Origin of the sequence: Flavobacterium sp. RSSB_23 (assembly GCF_051547145.1) — a bacterium.
GTDB lineage: Bacteria > Bacteroidota > Bacteroidia > Flavobacteriales > Flavobacteriaceae > Flavobacterium.
The window spans coordinates 285,713-310,057 of the sequence record NZ_JBPTTO010000003.1 but is presented as its reverse complement, the minus strand read 5'-3'; the positions used below and the strand labels follow the sequence as shown (position 1 = coordinate 310,057).

Here is a 24,345-nt window from a genome sequence, read left to right as displayed (position 1 = left end):
TTTACTTCGTGTTTTTTACGGTCAAGTCTTTAAAGGCTTTTCCTAATTGGGTCATATCCGAATCTACTTCTCGTTTAAAGGAATCCCAATCGGTTTGGTTGTTCTCGTAGTTTTTGATTTTCAATTTCAACGATGCATTTCTATCTTCCAAGGATTGAATGCTTTTAGAATAATTGGAATCAAAAGTGTTACCAGGTTTTTTTAAAGCAGCTTTCAATTCTGAGATGCGAACTTCGTTGGCAGCAACGCTAGTATTTACTTCTTCTTTGTACGTTTGCCACTCCATATCGTTGGCTTTTTTTGCTTCGTCATCATTGATGTCTTCGTTAACGGCATCAAGATTTTCGTTAGCATCAATCACTTTTTCGGTTGCATCTGCCTCTTTTTCTGTATTCGATTTACAAGCAGTGAATACCATTACTGCAAGGAACGCAGTTATTGCAAAGGTATAAATGGATTTTTTCATAATGTATAGTTTTCAATTAATGGATTAAAGCGATTCGATAATCCTTTTCAATTCGGCTTTGGTTTTGCCTAATTTTTTTTCAATTCTACCCAACATTTCGTCTTTTTTTCCATCTAAGAATAATAAGTCGTTATCTGTTAGTTTGGCAAATTTTTGTTTGAGTTTCCCTTTTTGTACTTCCCAATCTCCTTTAAGTTCTGTAGTATTCATGGTGATAATATTTAAATCAAGAATGTATTTTCCTGACTGTACAAAGGTGCGAAAGCTTGGGAATTTTGAATTGTACTATTTTGAGTAAGAGTTGTAATATTCACACATTGTCTCACTTAAAATCGATATCGGATTCCCAAAGCAATGTCTGGTCCAAAATTATTATCACGATAATCATTTGAATTAAAATACAATTCAGGTCTAATATCAAGTGATACTTGAATTGGAACATCAAAGTCGTATTCAATACCTAAGTCGCCAGCCACAAAAGCAAAAACGCCATTGTCATCATTCAGATTGTCATCATGATTCCAATACCCTAATCCGCCACCAACTCCAGCATACCAATTAAAACCGCCTTCAATATTCCAAACCCATTGGTAAATTCCTGCCAATTTTAGTGCGTCAATATTGTTATTACTACGCCATCCTAAATCCAGTTCTAAGCGGTTGTTTTTGGCCATTTTTCTTTGATAGGAAAGCTCTCCACCAAAACCATCGTTATCACCAATTCTTAGTCCAAGTGCGTTTTTTGAAATTGTTTGTCCTTGTGAACACCAGCTTAAACCTATAAGCAGGCTAGTCATTACAATTGTTTTTTTCATTTTATTGTTGTTTTATAAATTAAAGTTGAAGGCATTAGTATTTTGAATTGATTACATTCAAACTTGATTTTCTGTATTTACATCATTCAAAGCAATATTTACTTCTTTTTCGAATGTAGCATCAGATTCTATGTATTCTTCAGAAAGTTCTCTGATTTCTTTTTCTGTTTTATTACCCGTGTTCATTACAGCATTTTTAGCTCTTTCGTGTGAGGAAATGAGTTCATTCATTTTCAAATGAATTAAAGCGGAATAGCGATTGAAGGATTTTTGAATAATAAACAAACTCAAAAAAGTAAAACCAAAAATGATGTCACCAATATTTTGATGCCAATTATTCGAAGTGAATAAATTAGTACTCCACCAAAAAAGTACTAGCGTTAAAGCCAAAACAAAAGCAAAATAACTTCCGAGAACTTTGGTTACAACTAACGTAAGTCTTTCGAAAAGCAATTCAATTTGTAATGATTTCTTTTTCATTTTAAGGAATTTTAAATGTGGTATTTATCAATTCAATCTTTTGATTATCTGTCATTTTATCAATGTACTTGCTGTAAATTTTTATCGCATCAAATTTGGGTTTACCTTGAATGATGTTTATCAATTCGGTTTTTGCATTCGTTGGACCAAAGAAAAAGACTTCGCTACAAGGAGCAACCTCGGCTATTATTCTTTTATAAAAATCGCTTTGTAAATCTTGTTCTTTGTTGTGCCAATGACTTTCTCCTTTTTGTAAAATTTCTTCTTTCACAAAAGGATTCATTTCAGAAGCTATCGTTTTTTCTAGTACCGCTGTTTGATTGTTATAATCAAATACCATCGCTGTATAATGATCCAAATAGATGGCTTTTCTTAAAGTGTTTTTCATGATTTTTTAGATAGATTGAAATAAAACATTGTGGTTTGGAGCATACTTCATCAGTAAATTTCTCAAAGAATTATAATAATCATTTAAAGCTTTTTGATCTACTTCGGGCGAATGCAACATTGGAATGGTTATGGTCATTTCGTTCAAAAAAGGCATTAGTTCTGGAAACTCATTTTGAATCGTTTGAGTAATTCTGAATATGTTGTCATTGAGTTCAGTTACGGATTTCATAGCGATGCAATTAGAAAAAGCACCCAAGGATTAGGATGCTTTTATGGGGTTAAATCAAACTCTAGCCAAAGTCCTATGCAATCTGAGATTGTTTTTTTTTGTTTTTTTTCTGAATCTTTTTTGCCAAATCAGATTCGTTTTTTGCTTTGCAGTTACATCCACAAGCCATAGTACTATTGCCCTCTTTTTGAAATTTTGCTACTTCATGATGAAGTTTTGCCGCTTTTTCGTGATGTAATGCGGCTTTCTCATAATTGTCAATTATTTTTTGACTTTCTGCTTTTGGGTCTTTTTCTTTTTTTGGAGACTTAATTATGTTTGCCATGATAAGGTGTTTTTAAGTTAATGAAAATGTTTTCATTGCTAATCAAAGTTCTTCTTTTGTTCCCAAGAAGTTGTTACATAACTATTGGTATAAGTTGCTTTATTCCTAGGTTTTGAATTCTGCTGCTTTAGTTCTCTTTTTTTTCAGCCTTGGCTTTTTTTCTAAAAAAACCTCTTAGCAAAAAATTGTGTTTAGCAGCTTCTTCGATTTCTAGTAAATTTTTAGAACCTTTTTCAATATTGGTCAAAGAAGAATCGAGTGAGGCAGCTAGTCGTTCATCATCTACCAATTTGGATAAAATACCACGACTGCTATTTAACTTTTTAGAAAAAACATCTATTTCATAAGTACTTTTTTCTAAGTTGGTGACCGTCTTTTTTATCGAAGCCGCATATTCTGGATTGGTCATTAATTGTGACAAAGTTCCATTTTTGTCATTCATATTTTTGCTAAAAATGGCAAACTCATCTGAGCTTATTTTTAAATTCGTTATGGTTTGAGCAATTTGATTAGCAAATTCTTCATCGGTCAACACTTTATTTAAAGCTCCTTTTCCTTTATTAATTTTCAAACTAAATTCCGAAAGTTGAAGCGTGATTATTTGAGCGTTGTCGACACTTTTTTGTAAGCTTTTCATCAAATCTTCAAGTTCTATAGCTTTTACAGAAACGATAGTAGCGTTGTCTTTTACAATTTCATTTGATGAAGTTCCTGGTGAAATCGTGAGTACTTTATCACCCATCAGGCCATCTGTTCCTATGCTAGCTTGCGCATCTTTTTTGATGTAAGGCTGAATCTCTTCTTTTATTATCAGTTCCACAATCACTGCCGAATCGGATAGAAACTGGATATTTTTTACACTTCCTACATTAATTCCAGAAAAGCGAACATTATTGCCCACTTTGAGTCCACTAACATTCTTGAATTCTGACCGCAAGCGAAACGTACTCCCAAAAAGATTTTTATTTTTTCCTATAAAATAGATTGTAATGACAAACAAAGTTGCTCCCAAAAGAACAAATGCTCCCAATTTCCAAGTATAGTTTGTTGAATTTGCCATAGTATATGTTTTCTGTTGCCACTTAAGGTTTTATGAATTTGTCTATTCCTAAATAGTTGCCTTAAGCAATACCATTTTAGGATGGGTTATCTTTATGGAGTTCTATTAGTTGTTTATATGAAAAAAGATTTTACCCATTCGTCATTACTATTCTCTAACTCAGAATAAGTTCCTTCGGCATGAATTACCCCTTCATTTAAAATCATGATTCGGTCACTTGTAGCTTTTGCACAAGCCATATCATGCGTAATGATAATTGAAGTAGTGCGTTGTTTTTTTTGAATAGAAACAATCAATTCACTAATTTCTCTAGCCGTAATCGTGTCGAGTCCCGAAGTAGGTTCGTCATACAAAATAATTTCGGGTTGAATGATTAATGTTCTTGCTAAACCAACTCGTTTTCGCATTCCTCCTGATAATTCCGAAGGCATTTTATCAATCGCTTCTGATAATCCCACAGCTTCAAGAGCTTCTATAGTTTTTTCCTCAATTTGAGTGGATTCTATGTCTTTGGTATGGTGTTTTAAAGTAAAGGCTAAATTGTCCCTAACCGACATCGAGTCATACAAGGCACCATTTTGAAACATGAACCCAATTCGGATTCTGATTTTGTTTAGGGCTTCCGTTTTTAGCTTGGTTACATCGAACCCAAAAACGAGAATTTGTCCTTTGTCGGCTTTTATCAAACCCACAATGCATTTGATGCAAACAGATTTTCCTGAGCCAGACCGTCCTAAAATGACTAGACTTTCTCCTTTGTTTACAGACAAATTCAACCCTTTTAAAACTTGATTTTTTTTAAAAGATTTCCATACGTTTTCGATGTTGATGAGTGGTTCTTTCTCCATTATTAAAAGAATAAATCGGTTATTTGAACCGTTACCATATCGATAATAAAAATAGAAAGTGAAGCCATAACGACTGCTTCATTGGCAGCTATTCCTACACTTGCTGTTCCGCTAGAGGCGTTGAAACCTTTATAGGAACCAATCAATCCAATAAAAAAACCAAAGAAAAAAGTTTTAATAACCGCAGGCATTAAATCTAGAAACTCTAAGTGCTCAAATACATCCGAAAAATAGCGGTACAATCCCATTGTGCCTCTCACATTGTATCCGATATAGCCACCATAAATCCCAACTAAATCCGCATAAATAACCAAAAGTGGCACCATCAAAGTAGTGGCCAAAATTCGTGTTACCACCAAATAATTGTAGGGATTGATTGCCGATACTTCCATTGCATCAATTTGTTCGGTTACTTTCATCGCGCCTAATTCAGCACCAATTCCGGAAGCAATTTTTCCAGCACAAATAAGTGCTGTGATTACGGGAGCAATTTCTCTGATTAGCGACAATGAAACCATACTAGGTAACCAACTTTCTGCTCCAAATTTTGTCATCGTGGGACGGGATTGAATCGTCAAGACCAATCCCATGATAAACCCAGTGATGGTCACTAATGGAAGTGACTTGTATCCGATGGCATAACATTGCCGAATGAATTCGTTGATTTGAAAAGGGGAGGTGCTGATTTCTTTAAAAAATCGACTTCCGAAAAGCGAAAACTCTCCAATTTCTTCAAGCATTTTATTTATAGCGGTTCCCATATACTTTTATTCTGCACTTATGATTGTGATTTTGGGTAAGGTTCCATTTTTGGATGGAGACGGAAGAGTATATTTTTTAGTTTTAGTTTTTTTCTTCGTTTTTTTATATTTCTCAACAGTTAATCGAGACATCATATAACTTACGGTTGATTCTGCTCCTTGATTCAAATTGATGTAGGTTTCTTCTAAACCATCATAACATCCGCCCGTACATGGGTTGTAAATAATTTGATGCAAATGATTTTTACCTAAAAACCATTCAAAAGCTACCTCCATTTTTTTCAAATAGTTTTCTTCACCAAAATGGTCGTAAAATTTACTCAATGCCATTATTGTGTAGGCGACATCAATAGGTTGTTCGCCTCCATTTTTCGGTTCAGCAATTTGAACTTTGTTGTGCATCCATCCTTGATTAGAAATAACTTTAATAGTATCCTCATTGAATGTTTTTGAAAGTAAAAAATCAAATGATGTTTTGGCAACAGTTTGATAAATAGGATTATTTGTTACTAAATAGGCACACAACAAAGCCTCGGGCAAAATGCTGTTTCCATACGTTAAATAACTTTCGAACCATTCCCATTCTTCATCTGATTCATGTTTGTACATTTGAACCAATCTATCGGCTAAGGTTTTTAGTAGTAAAGTGTTTCCAAAACTAAAATTGGCCGAATGACTGTAATACAAGCCTTTGATGATAAAAGCCATCGCACGTGTTGAATGAATTGCATGTGCTGTTGACAAGGCCAATTGCATTGTTTTTCGGGATTCATTTACCAATTTTAACGGAAGTAAATCACTAATTGCGATTAAATTACCCAGTGCCCATATCGCTCTACCATTAGCATCTTCAAGATTTTCTGAGTTTTGAGGTGTAAATTTTCGGTCTTTATCAACATAATTTAGAAAATGCCCATCGGCTTGTAAACAAAACTTAATGAAATTGAAATATAACTCAATAAGTACTAAATCACTAGTGTCTTTGGTGAGTTCATAATGTTGACAAACAGCAACCAATGCTCTAGCATTATCGTCTAAAGTGTATCCAGTGCTCAAATCGGGTTGATTGATTTTTGCAAACTGAATCATTCCAAAATCAGTAGTCATATTTTTGATATGATTCCAATTGAGAGGTGGAATTTTGTAACGCAATTGAATTTTTCTTCGGCTCACTTTTTGAAACAAAAGCGCATGAGCAATGGCCGAATTTTTCCAAGCAGTTGGTGCAAGTTTATGAATTCCGTTTAAGGAAATGTCTTGTCGCAATTGTTCGTTATTCAATAAATGAATAACATTTTTAGCAAGTTGTTCAGGATTTTCAAAATCGATTATGATTCCTGTTCCGTTTTTTAAGACTTCAACTGCATGTGGAATAGGAGTGGAGATAATAGGGCAACCACAACTAATGGCATACGAAAACGTACCTGATACCGCTTGATTTCTGTCTTTAGAAGTAAATAAATAAATATCGGTGAGTTGTAAGTATTCTAACAACTCTTTCAAAGGCAAGTATTTATTGATGAATTTCACATGGTCATTCAGTCCTAAATCATTGATTTTGGTTTCTAAACTTGTTCTGTAAGCTTCTCCTTCGTTTTTTACAACGGTTGGATGTGTTTTTCCAATCACTAAGAACAGTACCTCAGGGTGTTTTTGTATGATGGTTTTTAGTGCATTTATCGAAGTTTCAATGCATTTTCCAGAACTTAAAAGTCCAAATGTGGAAATGATTTTTTTGCCTGCAACTTGATATTTTTCCTTCAAAACATTTTTATTGGTGTGTTCAACCAAATGGGTGCCGTGTGGAATAACCATGATTTTATTGGGAGCTACTAGGTATTCTTTAGCAATTATTTTTGCTGAAGTTTGTGTCATCACAATAAAAGCTGTGGCATAGAGGTCTATTGCCAAAATCATTTTTTTCAATACTAAATCAGGTTGTGGCAAAACCGTATGAAACGCTATTATTATTGGTTTGTTCAAGGCTTTTAAAAACAATAAAAAATCCCCTTCATTAGAATGAAATAATCCAAATTCATGCTGAATAACGACTAAGGAAAGATTACTGTTTTCATTGCAATTTTTAGCCAATTCTATATAGGAAGTAGGAGTATCAGTCTCTAAGATGGCTTCAATATCTTCTTGATAGGAATAGCTTTCGTTTTTATTTTCTAAGGCTGCTATTTTGAGTTTGAAAGATTTCTTGAATTTATTATTCAAAGCAAAAATTAAATCCTGAGAATAAGTGGCGATTCCACACTCTCTTGGCGGGTAAGACGTAATGAAAAGAACTTCAGGCAAGACAGTTTTGTTTTTGATTCTTTGTAACGGAAACAAATTGAGGTTTTTGTTCGATTTCATTTTATGTTATTTTAGATTAAGTAACAGTTCGGTAAGTAAATCGGGCAGATGAAGTGAAACACAGGCAATTCTCTCATCGGCTGCGCCATAATAAATGTAAAGGGTGTCCTTGTCAACCACGGCTCCAGTAGGAAAGCAAACGTTATTTACTTCTCCTTTTAATTCCCATTTTGTTTCTGGTTTAAAAAGAGGGTAGGGCAATCGTGCCAATTCATTTTGTGGATTTTCTAAATCAAGCAAAGCAGCACAAGCACAATACACATAGCCTTTTACGGTATCATGTACTCCGTGATAAATAAGTAGCCAGCCTTTTTCGGTTTCGATAGGGGGACATCCTCCACCAATGTAACTTATTTCGTGTTCGTACTTAGGTTGAAGTACAATAGTATCTTTGAATTGTAACAAATAATTTTGCCAAAATTCAGAGGTAAGTTCATTTAAATTATTGATACTAACGATTTGAATATCTGGTTTGATTCTATGTAGAAACAGCAGTTTATTATTGATTCTTCTAGGAAAGAAAAGAACATTTTTATCCCACACCCAAACTTTTTTTCCTTTGCGTTCTTTTATGCGGTCGTGACTGTTGTAGCGCAGGTATTTTTCGTTGATTTTCCCTTTGGTTTCTGCCAATCGTTTGAATTCGTCAAACATAATTTGGGGTACAATAATTCCTTGTTTTTCCCAATGCATTAAATCTGTAGATGTGGCTAAAGCTCCTAAGGCATTTACGCCGTCGTACGCACAATAGGTTAAATAAAAAGTATCATTAATTTTTACAATTCTTCCGTCTTCAACGCCGTGTTCTTCATATTCAAATTGAGGAAAAATAAGTGGCATATCTTTACGTTCTTCAACTTCCAATGGCGATTTTAATTTGGCATAGCCAATACTGGAATAGTTTCCTTTTCCCACCGCTCTATAAAATATATGTATGGCTCCTTCATGCATGATTACAGCTGGATTCAAAACGCCATCAATTTCAAAGCCCAATAGCGTTTTTTCTAAAATGATTCCTTCTTTTTTTACTTCTAACATGATAACTGGGAGATTTATGGTGAATACTGCTTTTGGTAAAGGTCGCTTATATGTGGAGCAATATTGTTGCATAACTTTTAGTAAAACTTATAAGATTCCTAGGGTCTAAAAACAGAAAAGACGACCTTTTAAAGTCGTCTTTTTTGCTAAAATCAAATACTGAATTAATAATTGGTTTTCAATTCTACTCTACGGTTTTTGGCTTTTCCTAAGGCTGATTTATTAGAAGCTATAGGTTTGCTTTCACCATAACCTACAGCAGTCAAACGACCTTCTGATATTCCTTTTTCTATCAAATAAAATTTAACTGAATTGGAACGTTTTTGCGAAAGTGTTTCGTTATATGCAGCTGTTCCTACACTGTCGGTATGACCTTCAATAGTTAAGCTAGCGCCTTCGTATTTTTGTAAAATTTTAGTCAGTTCGTCTAATTGTGACAAAGAAGCCACTTTTAGTTTATCTGAATTATTTTCGAAGAAGATTTTGCTTCCAATGTAAGTTATTCTAACCACATCGGCTTTTGTAATTTCAGGACAGCCTTTGTTTTCAATAGTTCCCATTGCATTCGGACAACGGTCATCTAAATCGGCTACGCCATCACCATCTGTGTCTGGACAACCTTTTAAAGCAGCAATTCCAGCAACATTAGGACATCTGTCTAAATCATCTGTAACGCCATCGTTATCACTATCCATAGGACAACCTTTGGCATCCACTTTAGTTCCTGGTTTGGTATTGGCGCACATATCGTCAATATCAGCAACACCGTCTTTGTCGGCATCAGGACAACCATTCAAGGTTACTGTTCCTGCTTGGTTAGGACAACGGTCTTTGGCATCTTCAACACCATCATTATCTTTGTCTGGACAACCGTTTAAAGAAGAAGTTCCTGCTAGGTCTGGGCAATTGTCTAGATAATCAGCTACACCATCAGCATCTCTATCTAATGGGCATCCTTTTTTATCCACCGCAATACCACTTGGGGTGTCAGGACAATTGTCTTTTTTGTCAGAAACTCCATCGTTATCAGTATCTTTAGTATCGCCAAGATTAAAAGTTAATCCCACCATATGGGTAAGAAAATCATCTTTTTTACCTTGAACAGCACCATCTCTGGTATCATTGTCCGTAAACATAAAGGTTTCTTGTATGTTTAAGGAAACAATTGGAGTCAATCGAAAGTTGATACCTCCACCCGCGGTTGGCAAGGCATAATCAATTTTTTCTTTATGAAAATTAAGTTGACTGTCAAAAAGTAGCACGCCAACACCTCCAAATACATAAGGTCTTATTGCGTATTCAGAACTTACAAAATTGAATCTCAAGTTTAAAGCTACTGCAGAATAATCGCTTCTAAAGCCTGCTGTTGTTCCGTTGTTATAACCTAAAGTTCCTTTTGAAAGTAATAGGTTGGCATCTAAATAGCGGTTCAAATATCTCGAAACCGAAAGGCCTCCAAAACCATACATCGAGTTTTTGGTTTTGTAAAAGTCATGCCCTAAATCACCTTGATATTGAGTAACTCCGCCATGAAGCCCGAGATTCCATTTTTTATCTTCAGTTTGTGCGCTTGATGCAAATGTATAACCGATACATATACATAGAAAAAGTAATTTTTTCATAATGTTTGGTTGTTAAATTATTTGATACAAAGGTGATTCGGTTTTACAGAAATGGTGTTACACAACTATTGTGAAAACTTGTGTTATTCCCACCTTTCGAAATTCTTTTTTGAGATTAAAGCACAAAAAAAAGCGAGAATGTATCTCGCTTTTTGATTTTTGAATTGTTCTTAATTGAATAAATCTTTGATGTTTTCACCAACTTCATTCATATCACGATTAAAATTCCCTTTGAAGGTTTCCCATTGTGTGGCGTTACCATCATACCCGTTGAGTTTTTTTTCGAGGTCCATATTCTTGGCTTCTAATTTTTCTATACGGTTTCTGTACATTCCATCGAATGTGTTGCCAGGTTTGTTCATTTTTTCTTTAAGTACTGTGATTTGCTTTTTGTTCTCGGCAATTTTGATTTGAGCAGAAGCTTTGTAACTTTTCCACTCAGCTGCATTGTCGGATCTGGTATCTGCTAAATCTTGTTTGGCTTCTGCTACATTCGTTTTGGCCGCATTTTCTTTTTGTTGCGCTGTTTTACAAGAAGTAAAAATAGTACCGATAAGGGCTAGAATAAGGATTGATTTTTTCATTTTTATATACTTTTAAATGTTTAACAAAGATGCGTTGCTAAACCAATCCAAGTATTATAGAATTTTAAGCAAAAGTTGTAAGATTCTTTTATTAATAAAAAGTTGTAGTAGTAAAGTGTGATTTTAAATACCAAATTAGGGAGAACTATTAAACTATTTTTACATTCTGTCGATGTACCAATTGAGCTCTTTTTCCATTTTTTGATATTTAAAAATAGTTTCAATTGCTTTTTGTAAGCGTAAAAAAGCAGTCTCGCTTTTTACAATATAATCAAATGCTTTGTGATGCATACAACTTACAGCTACGTCTATTTTGTCTTGACTGGAGAGCATAATTACAGGGATGTTTGGATTACTATTTTTGATTTTATCCAATGTTTCAAGTCCATTCATAGCAGATTTGGTTATCCCATCCAAATGAAAATCAAGGATAATCACATCTGGTTTTTTGTCAAGATTTTGAAGACATAATTCACCCGTTTCAAATGTTTCAATATCAAAATCTCCATGATGCTGAAATTGTATTTCTAGCATTTTTAAGAAAATTATATCGTCATCTACAAGGAATAATCTTATTTTACTATTTGTTTTCACAATTATACTTTTTTTATTTTTTTCAATTCATTTTCAAGTTCTAGGCATGCTTGCGAACAATTTTTTTCTAATTCTAATACGAGCTCGTTGATTTCTTCATTAATTTCAATGGTATAGGCATATTCATGAATCTTTTTTGCCATACTTAATGCGTCAGGATTAATGCCCATAATAGAGAAGGAAGGAATCATTTTGTGAATGGCGGCTTGTAATTTTTTCCAATCTTTGTCTACCAAACTTTGTTTGATACTCAAGATAAGCGAAGGCGTTTGTTCTAAATACGCCTTAATCATATCGCTCATAAGATTTGGGTCGGATTTCGTGAGTTTGTTTAAATAACTCATGTCGATGTATTTAAAAGTATCCTTCTTTTTTTCTTCGCCTATAGTGTGTTCTATGATTAGTATAGGTTTTTTAGAAAATGCAATAAGTTTGCTGTACAACAATCGTTCATCTACGGGTTTTGCAATGTAATCGTTCATACCAACCGCTCTGCATTTCTCAACATCTACCGTTGTAACATCGGCAGTCAAGGCAATAATTGGAACTTGAAGTTTCATGACATTTCGAATATAGATTGTAGCTTCGAAACCGTTCATTTCTGGCATTTGTAAATCCATCAAAATGATATCATAGTTTTTGGTTTCTAATTTTTCGATAGCCAGTTTTCCATTAGCTGTTATGTCACATTCAAATCCAAAATCATCAAGAATGGTTTTCATAAGCAGTTGATTGAGTTCCATATCTTCAACCACTAATATTTTTGTGTCTTTGATATCAGTATTCAATTCAACAATTTCAGGTTCTAACACTGCATCGACATGCGTTTTTGCGAAGTCAAGTGTAAAACTAAAAGTAGAGCCTTTATTGACTTTACTTTTAACTTCCATTTGTCCATTTTGTGCTTCGACTAATTGTTTTGCAATCGCCAAGCCCAGTCCAGTACCTCCAAACAATCTTGAGGTGCTACTTGTCGCCTGTGTGAAATTTTCGAAAATTTCGTTTATTTTTTTTTCTTTGATACCAATGCCAGTATCGGCAATTGAAAACTTTAAGGTGGCTTTGTCTTTTGTTTCTTTAATTAAAGCAACACTTACGGTTATGGTTCCTTTATGAGTAAACTTCACAGCATTACTCACCAAGTTCAATATAATTTGATGCAATCGAATTGGGTCACCAAGTAATACTTCAGGTATTTTAGGGTCATAGTTGGTGATTAATTGGAGGTTTTTTTCTTGAATCTTTGTTTCAAAAAGATGCAGCATCGCTATGATAGACAAATTGAGTTTGAAAGGTGTTTTTTCAAAAATCATTTTACCTGCATCCACTTTGGCCAAATCCAAAATATCATTGATTAAAACAATAAGTGCATCACCACTCATTTTGATAGCCGTCAAATATTCTTTTTGTTTGGCATTAAGTTCTGTTTTGAGTACGACCTTTGTAAAACCAATTATGGCATTCATTGGCGTTCGAATTTCGTGGCTCATGTTAGATAGAAATTGCTGTTTCGTTTTTACAGCTTCTTCAGCATTTTTGGTGGCGGTTTCTGCAATAATCTTGGCTTCAGTCAATTCATTTTGAATTCTTTTTTGCTCTGTAATGTCTCTGGCAATCATCACAGCACCAATGGTCTTTCCGTTTTCATCTTTGAAAATGGCACCATTAAATAATACATCGGTTAATTTATGGTCTTTTATGGTTAATGGAAAAGCGGTCACAAATCCTTCCGAAAACACAAGGTCATATCCAATTTTTGCTTGTTTTGAATTGGTAAAATACCCCACAAAGGCAGAGCCAATTAGTTGTTGTTTCGAAACTCCAGTGGCAAGTACAGAGGCTTCGTTCACATCCATTATTTTACCAGACGTACTGATTGCAAATAAAGGGTCACGACTTGCCTCAATAAGGCTAAGTAAGTATTGTGAAGCTCGCTCTAATGAATTAATATAGTTTTCTAGTTCTGGGTCTTTATTAGTATGATTCATTGCAGTTGCTTTTGAATGTTTTTAAATGAATTTTTTGTCAAAAGCGTCAATGTATTCTAGCTATTGAAGGGTAATTATTGTTAAATATCCTCGATTGGACAACGCCTTTTGTCCTTGAGTTGTTTAAAATGCGAAGGAGATAAACCAGTGACTTTCTTGAATTGACTTGACAAATGTGCAACACTACTATAGCCCATTTTCCATGCTATTTCGGTAATGTTGTATTCCCCATAAATCATTAATTCTTTGATGCGTTCTATTTTGTGCGAAATGATAAATTGTTCAATGGTCGTACCTTGCACTTCTGAAAATAGGTTCGCGAGATAGGTGTAATTGTGGTCTAATTTTTCACTTAAATAATCAGAAAAATTTACCTTGATGACCTCGCTAGGATGATGCACCATCTGAATGATGCTATTTTTAATTTTTTCAATTAAAATGGCTTTTTTGTCGTCCATTAGTTCCAAACCTGAACTAGAAAGCCTTTTTTTGAGTATATCCCGTTGAGCGATAGTAAGCGTTTCCATAATTTCTACTTCACCCAAATCGACCATAATAAAGTGCAACCCCATTTCTTTGAGTTCTTCTTTTACGGCTAATTTGCAGCGATTACTGACCATATATTTTATATAAATTTTCAAACCAGTTGGGGATTTAGAGGTACTACAAAGGTGATAGAATGTTAATTCAATTCTTTACATAACTATTTGAAAAAGTTATATAATTCATAGATTTAGCTAGATAAGAAAAAACATAGGTAAATGCTATAATTCGTATTTTCTTCTAAGTTAAGCTTTTAAAAAAGGAATTGTAAGTACTTATTGTTAAATAAAATAGCGCTACTGTTTTTACAGACTACTTTAAATAATAGTATTGCTATCCAAATGACACTAAACTAAAAATCGGATTACTTTTTTAAAGTAATCCGATTTGCTAACCGTGCGATAATGAATAGACGAAGTTAATATCCAAATACTAAACTATCTTTTCATTAAGTTAATAAACAAAATCTGTTTTAGTAGCTGTTACAGATTTGCCCTTATTGATATTGATAGATTTCTGTGTGCAATTCAGATACAAGTTTTTTCAAAAAGGGGTTTTTAATTTTCTGCTTTTCAAAGTTTTTTTGCTTTGCTATTTTATGAAATGTTAATTTGTTTGAGATGTACTCTAAGATACCTGTTTTAACATCTAAAACTTTAAAACTATAACCATACAAATCTGCACCATACACTTTGAATTTCGTTGATTTTTTATCTAATCCGCCATATAAACTTTTATAAAATATTTTTTCATTTACAATTGGTAATTCACCTTCATCGCCTGAGCCTAGAATTTTATATAACCCTACTTCAGAAGTTGTCAAAAAGAACATAATTTTTTGTCCTCTTTTATAATTTGTCCAGCGAGATGCGCAAGTCCAGTTTTTAAATTGGCTAATCTTTAGAGTTCGGTTGGTTAGTTTTCCTTTAATTACATCCTCAAAAAACACTAATACATTACTATTATCAATGCTTTTTATTTCTCCAATTCCTATTATTTGAGATTTATCTATTAGTTGACTTACTAATAGAGGGTCGTATTTTGCATAACTAATTGAAGTAAGCATTAAAAGAAAACATAACAAATAATTATTTCTCATATTCTTAATATTTAGTTTAGGAGATAGCATATTGTTAAACTAGAAACTAATAAGTCAACACTCTGTTTTACGCATCAACGTGCAAACCAAAAGTAGAACGCAACAAATCGATGGCGGGATTTATTTCTTTTAATCGATTATAACGGTCTTGGTCGTTTAGGTTTCTTTTGATTTCGATGCTTTCGTTTACAATTACATCAATAGTGATTTCGTGATTGTGCAAATGCCCTTTCAAATGACCTAAAAGTCCGTGTTTTTGACTTTCAAAATCCAATTTAGAACCTTCGTTTGGTAATTCAATTGTAATTCTTGTACCATCTAATTTTGGGTCGTTAATCAATAATAACGATTCCATAATTCTATAGCCTTTGCTGCCTAATTTTTGGGCATATTTTGTCCATTGCAACAACATTTCTGTTTCTGTAAATGCTTCTGTAGGAGTATGAACTACTTCTTTTACAATCGATTTACTGCTTTCTTCTAAGGCTTTTTTGGCACGAATACTCGATAACGAAAATGCCGAAATTTTAGGCTCATCTGTACTTAAAACAGGTGCTATAGGTGCTGCAATGACTGGTTTTTCTACTGTAACTTCAGTATTAGGAGTAACTTCAGTTGGTTGTGGAGCAACTACAGGAGTTTCAGGAGTTGTAGCAATAGTAGGTTTTACTACTTCGGTTATAGAATAGTCATTTCTACGGAAATAAGTAGGTGGAATTATGAAAGACTCAGCTTTTTTTTTTCTCCATCAAAAGTGATAGAGGCCAATTGCATCAAACAAAGTTCGACTAGTAAGCGCTGATTCTGACTGACTTTGTATTTCAAATCACAGTCATTGGCGATTTCTATTCCTTTTAATAAGAAGTCGGCACTGCATTTTTGAGCTTGTACACCATAAAGTTGTTGCGCTTGTTCTCCCATTTCTAATAAACTTAGGGTTGAAGGAGTTTTCGCCACCAACAAATCTCTAAAGTGAGACGCTAAGCCCGATACGAAATGATGTGCATCAAAACCTTTGGATAAAATAGTATTGAAAGCCAATAACAAATCTGGAATTTTATTCTCCAAAATCAAATCGGTAATATTGATATAGGTTTCGTAGTCTAAAACATTTAGATTTTCGGTTACGGCCTGTCTAGTCAAGTTGGAACCACAAAAAGAAACCACACGGTCAAAAATAGACAACGCATCACGCATCGCCCCATCGGCTTTTTGAGCGATAATGTGCAGCGCATCATCTTCAAATTGAATCCCTTGACTTTCGGCAACATCAGCCAAGTGTTCTTTGGCATCTTTTACCGTAATTCGTTTGAAATCAAAAATCTGACAGCGAGACAAAATCGTTGGAATGATTTTGTGTTTTTCTGTAGTAGCCAAAATAAATATGGCGTGTTTTGGTGGCTCTTCTAATGTTTTCAAGAAAGCATTAAACGCCGCCGATGACAACATATGCACCTCGTCGATGATGTACACTTTGTATTGTCCAGTTTGTGGAGGGATTCGAACTTGGTCAATCAAATTTCGAATATCGTCCACCGAGTTGTTCGAAGCGGCATCCAACTCAAATACGTTGAACGCAAAATCTTCTTCTGGGTCATCATAACCAGGTTGGTTAATTTTACGCGCCAAAATTCTAGCGCAAGTCGTTTTTCCCACACCACGAGGCCCCGTAAACAACAAAGCCGAAGCCAAATGGTTGTTTTCTATAGCATTCAGTAGCGTATTGGTAATCGCTTTTTGACCTACAACATCCTTAAATGTTTGCGGGCGATATTTACGTGCAGATACTATAAATTGTTCCATTGTTGTCCTATGATTCGAAAGCAAATATAGCTTTTTTGTTTATTTCTTGATGTTCAAAATGGTTTATTTGCCAAAAAATCTTTTCATTTTTTGAATATCCCATTGACAATCAAAATAATGATGCAGCAAACGATATGCTAGCTGATTTTTCTATCGCATTCATTAATTTGAAAGATGATTAGGAGCAGCAATTCCCGCTATAATTCACGAGTCGTCCTGCTTTCCGCTATATCTTTTTTAGGTCACAGGTAAAAAAAACCTGCGACCTAAAAAAGGATGCCGCTGCACACGAGCGAAGCGAACTGGCGAAGCAATCAGGGCTAGATAAGTACTTCTCTTTTTCATAACCCGTTTACAAACTATTTTAATAAACTAAAATTCAGAACGAAACCAGTTAGTAGTTCATCCGCAAACTAAATAGCCCTTATAAAATTGACTTTAACAAGGAAATCAAGTTTAAAAAAGTTACTTTTGCACCGCAGACCGCCTTATCGTCGTTCGCCTAGGCGAAGGGAGGAAAGTCCGGACACCACAGAGAAGCATAGCGGGTAACACCCGTCGGTTTGGTCTTTACGGACTAGATTAGGACAAGTGCAACAGAAAGTATGTACAGGTAATGCTGTAGTGAAACCAGGTAAACTCTATGCGGTGAAATATCAAGTATATCAGCATTTAAGGGCTTCTCGTTCGTTGCTGAAGGGTAGATAGCTTGAACTTGCAAGTAATTGTAAGTCTAGATAAATGATAAGGGTTCGCTTTAGCGAATACAGAATCCGGCTTATAGGTCTGCATTTTTTTCAAAAAAAAAGCCTTTGCTAAGCAAAGACTCTATAGTTTTTATTCTTCTTCTGAATCGGTTACTTCAAAATCGTCATCGTCTAACTCTTCTTCTTCGTCAGTATTGTTGAATTCAAAGAAGCTGAAAAACGAACCACCATAACTTTTTTGAAACGAAAAATTATCCAAATGGTCCATTTTGGTGTATTTAGAATGCTCGATAATCATCATTCCTTCCTCGTTGAGCAAGTTTTTTTCAAAAACCAAAAGCACCACTTTTTCAAAAGTAGCTTGGTCCAATCCATAAGGCGGGTCGGCAAAAATAATATCGTAAGTGGTTTTGCAGTTTTCCAAAAACTTAAACACATCGCTCTTGGTTGCCGCAATCGTAAAGTCATATTCGGCAGCGATTTGTTTGATGAATTTTATACAACCAAAATCACCATCTACCGAAGTAATTGGATAACTTCCTCTTGAGGCAAATTCGTAACTGATGTTTCCGGTGCCAGAGAATAAATCCAATACTTTCAATCCTTCAAAACTAAAATGATTGTTCAACACATTGAATAAAGCTTCTTTACTCATATCGGTAGTGGGACGCACAGGCAGGTTTTTTGGCGGTTGAATGCGTCTTCCTTTGTATTTTCCTGAAATGATTCTCATGAGTTGAATAGTATAAAATGTTGTCTGTTGATGGCTTCTGAAAAAGAATTACTGCGTTGCAAACTGCTCACATCAAAAAGAGAAATGTTTCGGATGTATTGGTAAGCTAGTTGGTAGTAAGGACTTTCTTCGTTAATATTTCCCATAATTTCCAATGGGAAATTTTCTGGATTTAAACTCAATTGCTCGGCAGTAAAGAGAATGTAATACAAGAAATCTTCGGGTGTGGCGTATTCAAAGGAATTGAAAAGCAATAGTTGCTGGTTTTGCACCACTATAATTTCAAAATGACCGGTATTGAAATGTACGACCATTTTTTTATTGTCATTATTCTTAGAAGCTTCTAAAATTTTGGTAACCAAAATACTGTTGGCGTGCTTGTAATCAAAGGAACCAAATTGGTCAATAAAGAAATTATTAATATTCACATACGGAATGTAAACGGTATTCATTTCGTAATTGGCAATGGTATCGTAAGCAAAAAAATCGGTTTCGAACACTTTGGTGTTGTACTGCAAATAGCTTCCTAAATAATTTTCATCAAATAAGGCAGTGGGCACAAACGTCGATAAAGTGTTGTTGTGAATGACTACGATTTCATCATAGGTATCCTTTAATTCAGGAAAATCGCTAAAAGCGTCGGCAAAAAGTTCTTCTATTTTGGTAGCTTTATGAAAGGTGTCAAAATGAACTTCGTTGTAAGAAAGGATTTTTTTATTTAAAGTGTCGAAACAACAAAAAGACAAACCTGTCAATGATACTTGAAGTGCTAATTTTTTGTATTTTTTTTCGGTGATACTCATCTTTTTTTGCTTTTTTTCGACTACGCAAACTTACAAATTTTAATAGCAATAACAATAGCCAATTTCAAGGCGTAATGGAATCTTAATGGTAATTCTAACCCATTAGGTGAAATTCAAAAAAATAAAAAACTTAACCACATAGAGCCATAGATTAATAGCAAAATCAACATAGAAAAAAAATAGAAATAGCACTATTTCTCACAATAGATGAGCTATGTGAATAGTAAAACGTCTATTTGTTACTCTTAAAAACTATAGTTTCTATGATTCTATGTGGTAAATAATAATTTCACTCAACGGGTTAATTATAAAATAAAATTACAGCATTTGTGGTTGTGACAAAAATGAAATTGCCTTTGAAAATTGTCTATGCAATAGAAAACTTTCCGTTACTTTGCATCCAAATTTCACTCCATGAATTCCTCTCAATTTTATAGTTTTTTACAGAAAAATTTTCCTTTTCAGCCTACGTACCAACAGGATATTTTTTTTCAGAAAATTGCTATTTTTCTAACTGAAATTGAGAACAATACCATTTTTGTCTTAAAAGGTTACGCAGGAACAGGAAAAACTACGGTAATTTCAGCTCTTGTGAATAGCTTGTCGGGCATTAACAAAAAAGCCGTTTTATTAGCGCCAACGGGTCGAGCAGCCAAAGTAATTGCCAATTATTCTGAAAAGCCAGCTTTTACGATTCACAAGAAAATCTATTTTCCTAAAAAAACATCTGGAGGAGGCGTTTCGTTTACGCTGCAACCTAACAAACATAAAAACACCATTTTTATCGTCGATGAAGCTTCTATGATTTCTGATACCAATTCGGATTCGAAATTATATGAAAATGGTTCACTCTTAGATGATTTGATTTCGTATGTGTATTCGGGAACCAATTGCAAGATGATTCTTTTGGGAGATACTGCACAGTTACCTCCAGTAAATTTAGATATTAGTCCCGCCTTAGATATTGATACTTTATCCCTTCATTATAATAAAGAAATCGACCATATCGAACTCGATGAAGTGATGCGTCAAGAAGAAAGCTCGGGAATTTTATACAATGCGACGGCTTTGCGTGAATTGCTAAACGATGCTTTTGTGACCGAGTATCAATTTGATTTGAAAAAGTTTAAGGATATCGTCCGACTTGTGGATGGCTATGATATTCAAGACGCGATTCATTCGGCGTATAGTAATTACAGCATTGAGGATACTGCTTTTATTGTCCGTTCCAACAAAAGAGCGAATCAGTATAACGAACAAATTCGTGCAAAAATATTGGATAAAGAAAGTGAATTGGCCACGGGCGATTTCTTGATGGTGGTCAAAAACAATTACTTTTGGTTGAAAGATTCTGACGAAGCTGGTTTTGTAGCGAATGGTGACATCATTGAAGTATTAGAGATATTCGCAATCAAAGAATTGTATGGTTTCAAATTCGCGAAAGTCAAAATCAGAATGGTCGATTATCCCAACCAAAAACCTTTGGAAACCGTTTTATTATTGGATACCATAAAAAGCGAATCTCCATCTTTAACCTACGAAGAATCGAATAGATTGTACCAAGAAGTGATGAAAGATTACGAAGGTGAAACCAAATACAAGCAGTTTCAAAAAGTCAAAAATAACGAGTATTTTAATGCGCTTCAGGTTAAATTTTCCTATGCCATCACTTGTCATAAATCGCAAGGTGGACAGTGGAATACCGTTTTTATAGAACAGCCGTATTTGCCTAACGGAATCGACACCGATTATATTCGCTGGTTGTACACCGCGATGACACGTGCCAAAAATAAGTTATATTTGATAGGATTTAAAGACGATAGTTTTGTAGATTAAATTTGAAATGAAACAAAAAATAGCACATATCGCTTTGTTGGTGGCTGATTATGATGAAGCCATTTCGTTTTACGTAGATAAATTACATTTTGATTTGATTGAAGATACTACCTTGTCTCAAACTAAGAGATGGGTTTTAGTAGCTCCCAAAGGAAGCCATGAGTTTAGTTTATTGTTAGCCAAAGCCGATGGTGCTATTCAAAAACAAAGTATCGGTAATCAATCGGGTGGGCGTGTTTTCTTGTTTTTAAATACAGATAATTTTGATAGAGATTATCAGAATTTAATAGATAATGATATTGAAATTGTACGCGAGCCCAAGAAAGAAGAGTATGGTAAAGTTCTTGTTTTTAAAGACATCTACGGAAATCTATGGGATTTAATTGAACGTAATAACTAATCCTTATGCAGAGTATAAATGATTTCAATAAAATAGCAAGTTCTTTTTCGACTACCGAAAAGATGCCAGTTTTGTTTTTAGGTCACGGAAGCCCTATGAATGCCATCGAAGAAAATCAGTTTGTTACTGGTTTTCGTAATTTAGCCAAAAACTTACCTAAACCCAACGCTATTTTGTGTGTTTCGGCTCATTGGTATACCAAAGGTTCAAAAGTTACCGCTATGGAAATGCCGAAAACCATTCACGATTTTGGTGGTTTCCCAAAAGAGTTATTTGAGGTACAATATCCCGCTCACGGAAGTCCTGAATTAGCTTCTTTTACCCAAGAATTATTGCTTCCGACAGCAGTAGAATTAGACCATCATTGGGGATTGGACCACGGCGCTTGGAGTGTAATTAAACATTTATATCCAGAAGCCAATATTCCTGTCATTCAATTGAGTATAGATTATTCAAAACCCGCTGAATATCATTTTCAATTGGCGCAACAATTGAGTAGTTTGCGTCAAAAAGGTATTTTAATTATTGGTAGTGGTAATATCATTCATAATTTGCGTTTGGTCGATTTTTATAATTTTGAGAAAGATGATTATGGCTATGATTGGGCTATAGAGGCTAGAGATACCATTAATTCACTTCTACTAGATGGCAATTTTCAACCTTTACTCGATTACGAAAAGCAGGGTCAAGCTTTTAAATTGGCTATTCCAACACCCGAACATTTTTTGCCTTTGATTTACGCATTGGGTTTAAAGGGCAAAAGCGAAGAAATACAATTATTCAATGACAAATTAGTAGCGGGTTCGTTAAGTATGACCTCGGTGCAAATTGGCTAGAGTTGCTAATTGACTTAAAAAGAAAGGATTTTATATATTTGTTTAGTCAAATTTTAAATTAAAAAAACTTCATATACTAGCGCCTTTGTGGCAAAAAATAAAACAATGAAAATAATAGCAGTCATTCCCGCTCGATACGCATCAACCCGATTTCCTGCAAAATTAATGAAAGATTTAGGTGGAAAAACAGTCATCAGAAGAACTTATGAAGCCGCCATTAATACCCAACTTTTTGATGATGTGTTTGTGGTGACCGACTCTGATTTAATTTATAATGAAATTGTAGCAAATGGCGGAAAAGCCATTATGAGTATCAAAGAACACGAGTCAGGGAGTGACCGTATTGCAGAAGCAGTTGAAAATCTCGATGTTGATGTCGTGGTCAATGTGCAAGGTGATGAACCATTCATAAATGCAGAGCCTTTAGCTAAAGTCATTGAAGTGTTTAAAAATGACACCAACCAACAAGTGGATTTGGCTTCTTTGATGCGAGAGATTACAAATGAAGATGAAATCAATAATCCAAACAATGTGAAAGTTGTGGTAGACCAAAACAGTTTTGCCTTATACTTTTCACGTTCTGTAATTCCTTATCCAAGAGAGAAAAATGTCGGAGTGCGCTACATGCAACATATAGGCATTTATGCTTTTAGAAAGCAAGCCTTATTGGATTTTTACAGTTTACCAATGAAATCTCTAGAAGCTTCTGAAAAACTAGAACAATTACGTTATTTAGAATTTGGGAAACGAATTAAAATGGTCGAGACTACTCACGTAGGTATTGGTATAGACACTGCCGAAGATTTGGAAAAAGCCAGACAGTTACTTCGTGATTTATAATTGAATTTATATTTTTTCTTCACGAATCTATAATCTGAGTTCAACTAATTTTATGAAAAAAGGCTACACTATTTTCTTTTGCTCACTGCTAACAGTTTTAGTAGGCTGTAGTGGCTTGCGAAACAATCCATTAAGAGAGACTTTAAAAACACCAAAAGGGATTATTCATCAAGTAATGCAAAATCCCGAAGAATATGAGGTTCAAATCATTTATTCTCAAATTAAACGAGCTGCTAACGGAAAGGCTTCTTTTATTGATTTTAAGTATAATGTAGACTCCAAAAACTATTTCTATCCTGCCAGTACAGTGAAATTCCCTATTGCAGTCATGGCCTTAGAGAAGTTAGATGCAATTTCGAATACCTCAGTAAATTCAACATTCTCCATTGGAGAAGAGGCAACACAATGGAAATTCTCAGAAGAAGTTTCAAAGTTGTTTGCAGTAAGTGATAATGAAGCCAGTAATCATTTGTTCGAATTTATCGGATTTGATGATTTGAACAATGGTATGAAAAATAAGGGTTTGTCGCCATTCAGAATTACTCATCGATTATCGACAGCAAATTCTGGTAGTAGAGTAATAAAACCTATCACTTTGTATAAAGACGATGGTTCAGTTGTGAAATTCCCATCAATTCAAACAAAAGCATTTGTTCCCTTGAAGCTAAATGGAATTCAAAAAGGAAATGGCTATTTAGAAGGAGAGCAAATCATTCAAAATCCATTCGATTTTTCATCAAAAAACTATTATCCTTTAGAGACATTGCATAATACATTGAAAAGAATTGTCTTTCCAGAAGCTTTTGAGGAAAATGAGCGTTTCAAGCTTTCAGAAAAAAGCAGAGAATTTATATTGTTTTCGATGCAAAACTTGCCAAGAAATGCAGGATATGACCCAAAAGAATATTTTGATGGGTATTGTAAGTTTTTTATGTTTGGTGATACCAAAGAACCTATTCCTGATTACATCAAAATTTACAACAAAGTTGGAGAAGCGTACGGAACACTTACGGATTGTGCGTATATCGTTGATTCGAAAAACAACATTGAGTTTTTAGTATCGGCCACTATTTTGGTCAATAAAAACAAAATTTTTAACGATGGAATTTATGAATATGATTCGATTGGATTTCCTTTTTTGGGAGAACTCGGTCGACAATTGCATAAAAAAACAAAGCAATAAT

The 24,345-nt window shown here is 34.3% G+C and carries 28 protein-coding genes and 1 other RNA gene; 7 read left to right on the top strand and 22 right to left on the bottom strand.

Features of this window, described 5'->3' with window-relative positions:
- Window position 1: 1 nt before the first annotated feature.
- The 19 genes from ACSVH9_RS08205 to ACSVH9_RS08115 form a co-directional block, all read right to left on the bottom strand.
- Window positions 2-466 (bottom strand): hypothetical protein, encoded by a 465-nt coding sequence (locus ACSVH9_RS08205; RefSeq protein ID WP_438063300.1) that lies wholly within the window; start codon window positions 464-466, stop codon window positions 2-4.
- A gap of 24 nt (window positions 467-490) precedes the next feature.
- Entirely contained in the window at window positions 491-676 is a 186-nt protein-coding gene (locus ACSVH9_RS08200; RefSeq protein ID WP_342693401.1) for a CsbD family protein, read from the bottom strand.
- 116 nt (window positions 677-792) lie between these two features.
- Window positions 793-1,281, bottom strand: coding sequence for a hypothetical protein (locus ACSVH9_RS08195; protein ID WP_438063299.1), 489 nt, complete (start codon window positions 1,279-1,281; stop codon window positions 793-795).
- Between the two features lie 57 nt (window positions 1,282-1,338).
- On the bottom strand, window positions 1,339-1,761 hold the full coding sequence (locus ACSVH9_RS08190; RefSeq protein ID WP_438063298.1) for a low affinity iron permease family protein: 423 nt from the start codon (window positions 1,759-1,761) through the stop codon (window positions 1,339-1,341).
- 1 nt (window position 1,762) lies between these two features.
- Window positions 1,763-2,149, bottom strand: coding sequence for a hypothetical protein (locus ACSVH9_RS08185; protein ID WP_438063297.1), 387 nt, complete (start codon window positions 2,147-2,149; stop codon window positions 1,763-1,765).
- A 6-nt stretch (window positions 2,150-2,155) separates the two neighbouring features.
- Complete coding sequence (locus ACSVH9_RS08180) at window positions 2,156-2,380, bottom strand: hypothetical protein (RefSeq protein ID WP_074917710.1); 225 nt, start codon at window positions 2,378-2,380, stop codon at window positions 2,156-2,158.
- Window positions 2,381-2,453: 73 nt separating this feature from the next.
- The gene (locus ACSVH9_RS08175; RefSeq protein ID WP_438063296.1) at window positions 2,454-2,705 is read right to left on the bottom strand and encodes a hypothetical protein; all 252 of its coding nucleotides are present in this window, start codon (window positions 2,703-2,705) and stop codon (window positions 2,454-2,456) included.
- A 127-nt stretch (window positions 2,706-2,832) separates the two neighbouring features.
- On the bottom strand, window positions 2,833-3,765 hold the full coding sequence (locus tag ACSVH9_RS08170; protein ID WP_438063295.1) for an MlaD family protein: 933 nt from the start codon (window positions 3,763-3,765) through the stop codon (window positions 2,833-2,835).
- Between the two features lie 113 nt (window positions 3,766-3,878).
- On the bottom strand, window positions 3,879-4,613 hold the full coding sequence (locus ACSVH9_RS08165; RefSeq protein WP_438063294.1) for an ABC transporter ATP-binding protein: 735 nt from the start codon (window positions 4,611-4,613) through the stop codon (window positions 3,879-3,881).
- A 2-nt stretch (window positions 4,614-4,615) separates the two neighbouring features.
- A complete protein-coding gene (locus ACSVH9_RS08160) occupies window positions 4,616-5,374 on the bottom strand; it encodes an MlaE family ABC transporter permease (protein ID WP_024982170.1) in 759 nt (252 codons plus the stop codon).
- A 6-nt stretch (window positions 5,375-5,380) separates the two neighbouring features.
- Window positions 5,381-7,735 (bottom strand): glycosyltransferase, encoded by a 2,355-nt coding sequence (locus tag ACSVH9_RS08155; RefSeq protein ID WP_438063293.1) that lies wholly within the window; start codon window positions 7,733-7,735, stop codon window positions 5,381-5,383.
- Between the two features lie 6 nt (window positions 7,736-7,741).
- Window positions 7,742-8,773, bottom strand: a complete 1,032-nt coding sequence (locus ACSVH9_RS08150; RefSeq protein WP_438063292.1) for a pesticidal protein Cry7Aa — start codon at window positions 8,771-8,773, stop codon at window positions 7,742-7,744.
- Window positions 8,774-8,937: 164 nt separating this feature from the next.
- On the bottom strand, window positions 8,938-10,395 hold the full coding sequence (locus ACSVH9_RS08145; protein ID WP_438063291.1) for an OmpA family protein: 1,458 nt from the start codon (window positions 10,393-10,395) through the stop codon (window positions 8,938-8,940).
- Between the two features lie 170 nt (window positions 10,396-10,565).
- Complete coding sequence (locus ACSVH9_RS08140) at window positions 10,566-10,979, bottom strand: hypothetical protein (RefSeq protein WP_438063290.1); 414 nt, start codon at window positions 10,977-10,979, stop codon at window positions 10,566-10,568.
- Between the two features lie 159 nt (window positions 10,980-11,138).
- Entirely contained in the window at window positions 11,139-11,573 is a 435-nt protein-coding gene (locus ACSVH9_RS08135; protein WP_438063289.1) for a response regulator, read from the bottom strand.
- 2 nt (window positions 11,574-11,575) lie between these two features.
- Window positions 11,576-13,561 (bottom strand): ATP-binding protein, encoded by a 1,986-nt coding sequence (locus tag ACSVH9_RS08130; RefSeq protein ID WP_438063288.1) that lies wholly within the window; start codon window positions 13,559-13,561, stop codon window positions 11,576-11,578.
- Between the two features lie 80 nt (window positions 13,562-13,641).
- Entirely contained in the window at window positions 13,642-14,181 is a 540-nt protein-coding gene (locus ACSVH9_RS08125; protein WP_438063287.1) for a helix-turn-helix domain-containing protein, read from the bottom strand.
- 419 nt (window positions 14,182-14,600) lie between these two features.
- Window positions 14,601-15,203: a hypothetical protein gene (locus tag ACSVH9_RS08120; protein WP_438063286.1), complete on the bottom strand. Its 603-nt coding sequence runs from the start codon at window positions 15,201-15,203 to the stop codon at window positions 14,601-14,603.
- A 67-nt stretch (window positions 15,204-15,270) separates the two neighbouring features.
- Window positions 15,271-15,615, bottom strand: coding sequence for a DNA polymerase III (locus ACSVH9_RS08115; protein ID WP_438063285.1), 345 nt, complete (start codon window positions 15,613-15,615; stop codon window positions 15,271-15,273).
- A gap of 79 nt (window positions 15,616-15,694) precedes the next feature.
- On the opposite strand from ACSVH9_RS08115, the gene ACSVH9_RS08110 reads away from it, so the two are divergent.
- A complete protein-coding gene (locus tag ACSVH9_RS08110) occupies window positions 15,695-15,892 on the top strand; it encodes a hypothetical protein (protein WP_438063284.1) in 198 nt (65 codons plus the stop codon).
- A 28-nt stretch (window positions 15,893-15,920) separates the two neighbouring features.
- Here the strand turns inward: ACSVH9_RS08110 and dnaX are convergent, their stop codons facing one another.
- Window positions 15,921-17,006 carry a DNA polymerase III subunit gamma/tau gene (gene dnaX, locus ACSVH9_RS08105; protein ID WP_438063283.1) on the bottom strand — a complete coding sequence of 362 codons (1,086 nt, stop codon included), beginning with the start codon at window positions 17,004-17,006 and terminating at the stop codon, window positions 15,921-15,923.
- A 475-nt stretch (window positions 17,007-17,481) separates the two neighbouring features.
- Between dnaX and rnpB the strand changes: the two genes are divergently transcribed.
- An RNA gene (gene rnpB, locus ACSVH9_RS08100) (RNase P RNA component class A) lies at window positions 17,482-17,803 on the top strand.
- 40 nt (window positions 17,804-17,843) lie between these two features.
- Here the strand turns inward: rnpB and ACSVH9_RS08095 are convergent.
- Together ACSVH9_RS08095 and ACSVH9_RS08090 are read right to left on the bottom strand one after the other, a co-directional pair.
- Entirely contained in the window at window positions 17,844-18,446 is a 603-nt protein-coding gene (locus ACSVH9_RS08095; protein WP_438063282.1) for an RsmD family RNA methyltransferase, read from the bottom strand.
- Window positions 18,443-19,249, bottom strand: coding sequence for a DUF3822 family protein (locus tag ACSVH9_RS08090; protein WP_159685496.1), 807 nt, complete (start codon window positions 19,247-19,249; stop codon window positions 18,443-18,445). Before ACSVH9_RS08090 ends, ACSVH9_RS08095 begins: the two co-directional genes overlap by 4 nt.
- 414 nt (window positions 19,250-19,663) lie before the next feature.
- Here ACSVH9_RS08090 and ACSVH9_RS08085 point away from each other — a divergent pair, with 414 nt between their 5' ends.
- The 5 genes from ACSVH9_RS08085 to ACSVH9_RS08065 all read left to right on the top strand — a co-directional run bounded on the left by ACSVH9_RS08085 (window position 19,664) and on the right by ACSVH9_RS08065 (window position 24,344).
- Window positions 19,664-21,085: an ATP-dependent DNA helicase gene (locus ACSVH9_RS08085; protein ID WP_438063281.1), complete on the top strand. Its 1,422-nt coding sequence runs from the start codon at window positions 19,664-19,666 to the stop codon at window positions 21,083-21,085.
- Between the two features lie 7 nt (window positions 21,086-21,092).
- Window positions 21,093-21,485, top strand: a complete 393-nt coding sequence (locus ACSVH9_RS08080; RefSeq protein WP_438063280.1) for a VOC family protein — start codon at window positions 21,093-21,095, stop codon at window positions 21,483-21,485.
- A gap of 5 nt (window positions 21,486-21,490) precedes the next feature.
- Entirely contained in the window at window positions 21,491-22,321 is an 831-nt protein-coding gene (gene ygiD / locus ACSVH9_RS08075) for a 4,5-DOPA dioxygenase extradiol (RefSeq protein ID WP_438063279.1), read from the top strand.
- 105 nt (window positions 22,322-22,426) lie between these two features.
- On the top strand, window positions 22,427-23,161 hold the full coding sequence (kdsB, locus tag ACSVH9_RS08070; protein WP_438063278.1) for a 3-deoxy-manno-octulosonate cytidylyltransferase: 735 nt from the start codon (window positions 22,427-22,429) through the stop codon (window positions 23,159-23,161).
- A gap of 52 nt (window positions 23,162-23,213) precedes the next feature.
- Window positions 23,214-24,344 carry a serine hydrolase gene (locus tag ACSVH9_RS08065; protein WP_438063277.1) on the top strand — a complete coding sequence of 377 codons (1,131 nt, stop codon included), beginning with the start codon at window positions 23,214-23,216 and terminating at the stop codon, window positions 24,342-24,344.
- The last annotated feature ends 1 nt before the right edge of the window (window position 24,345 follow it).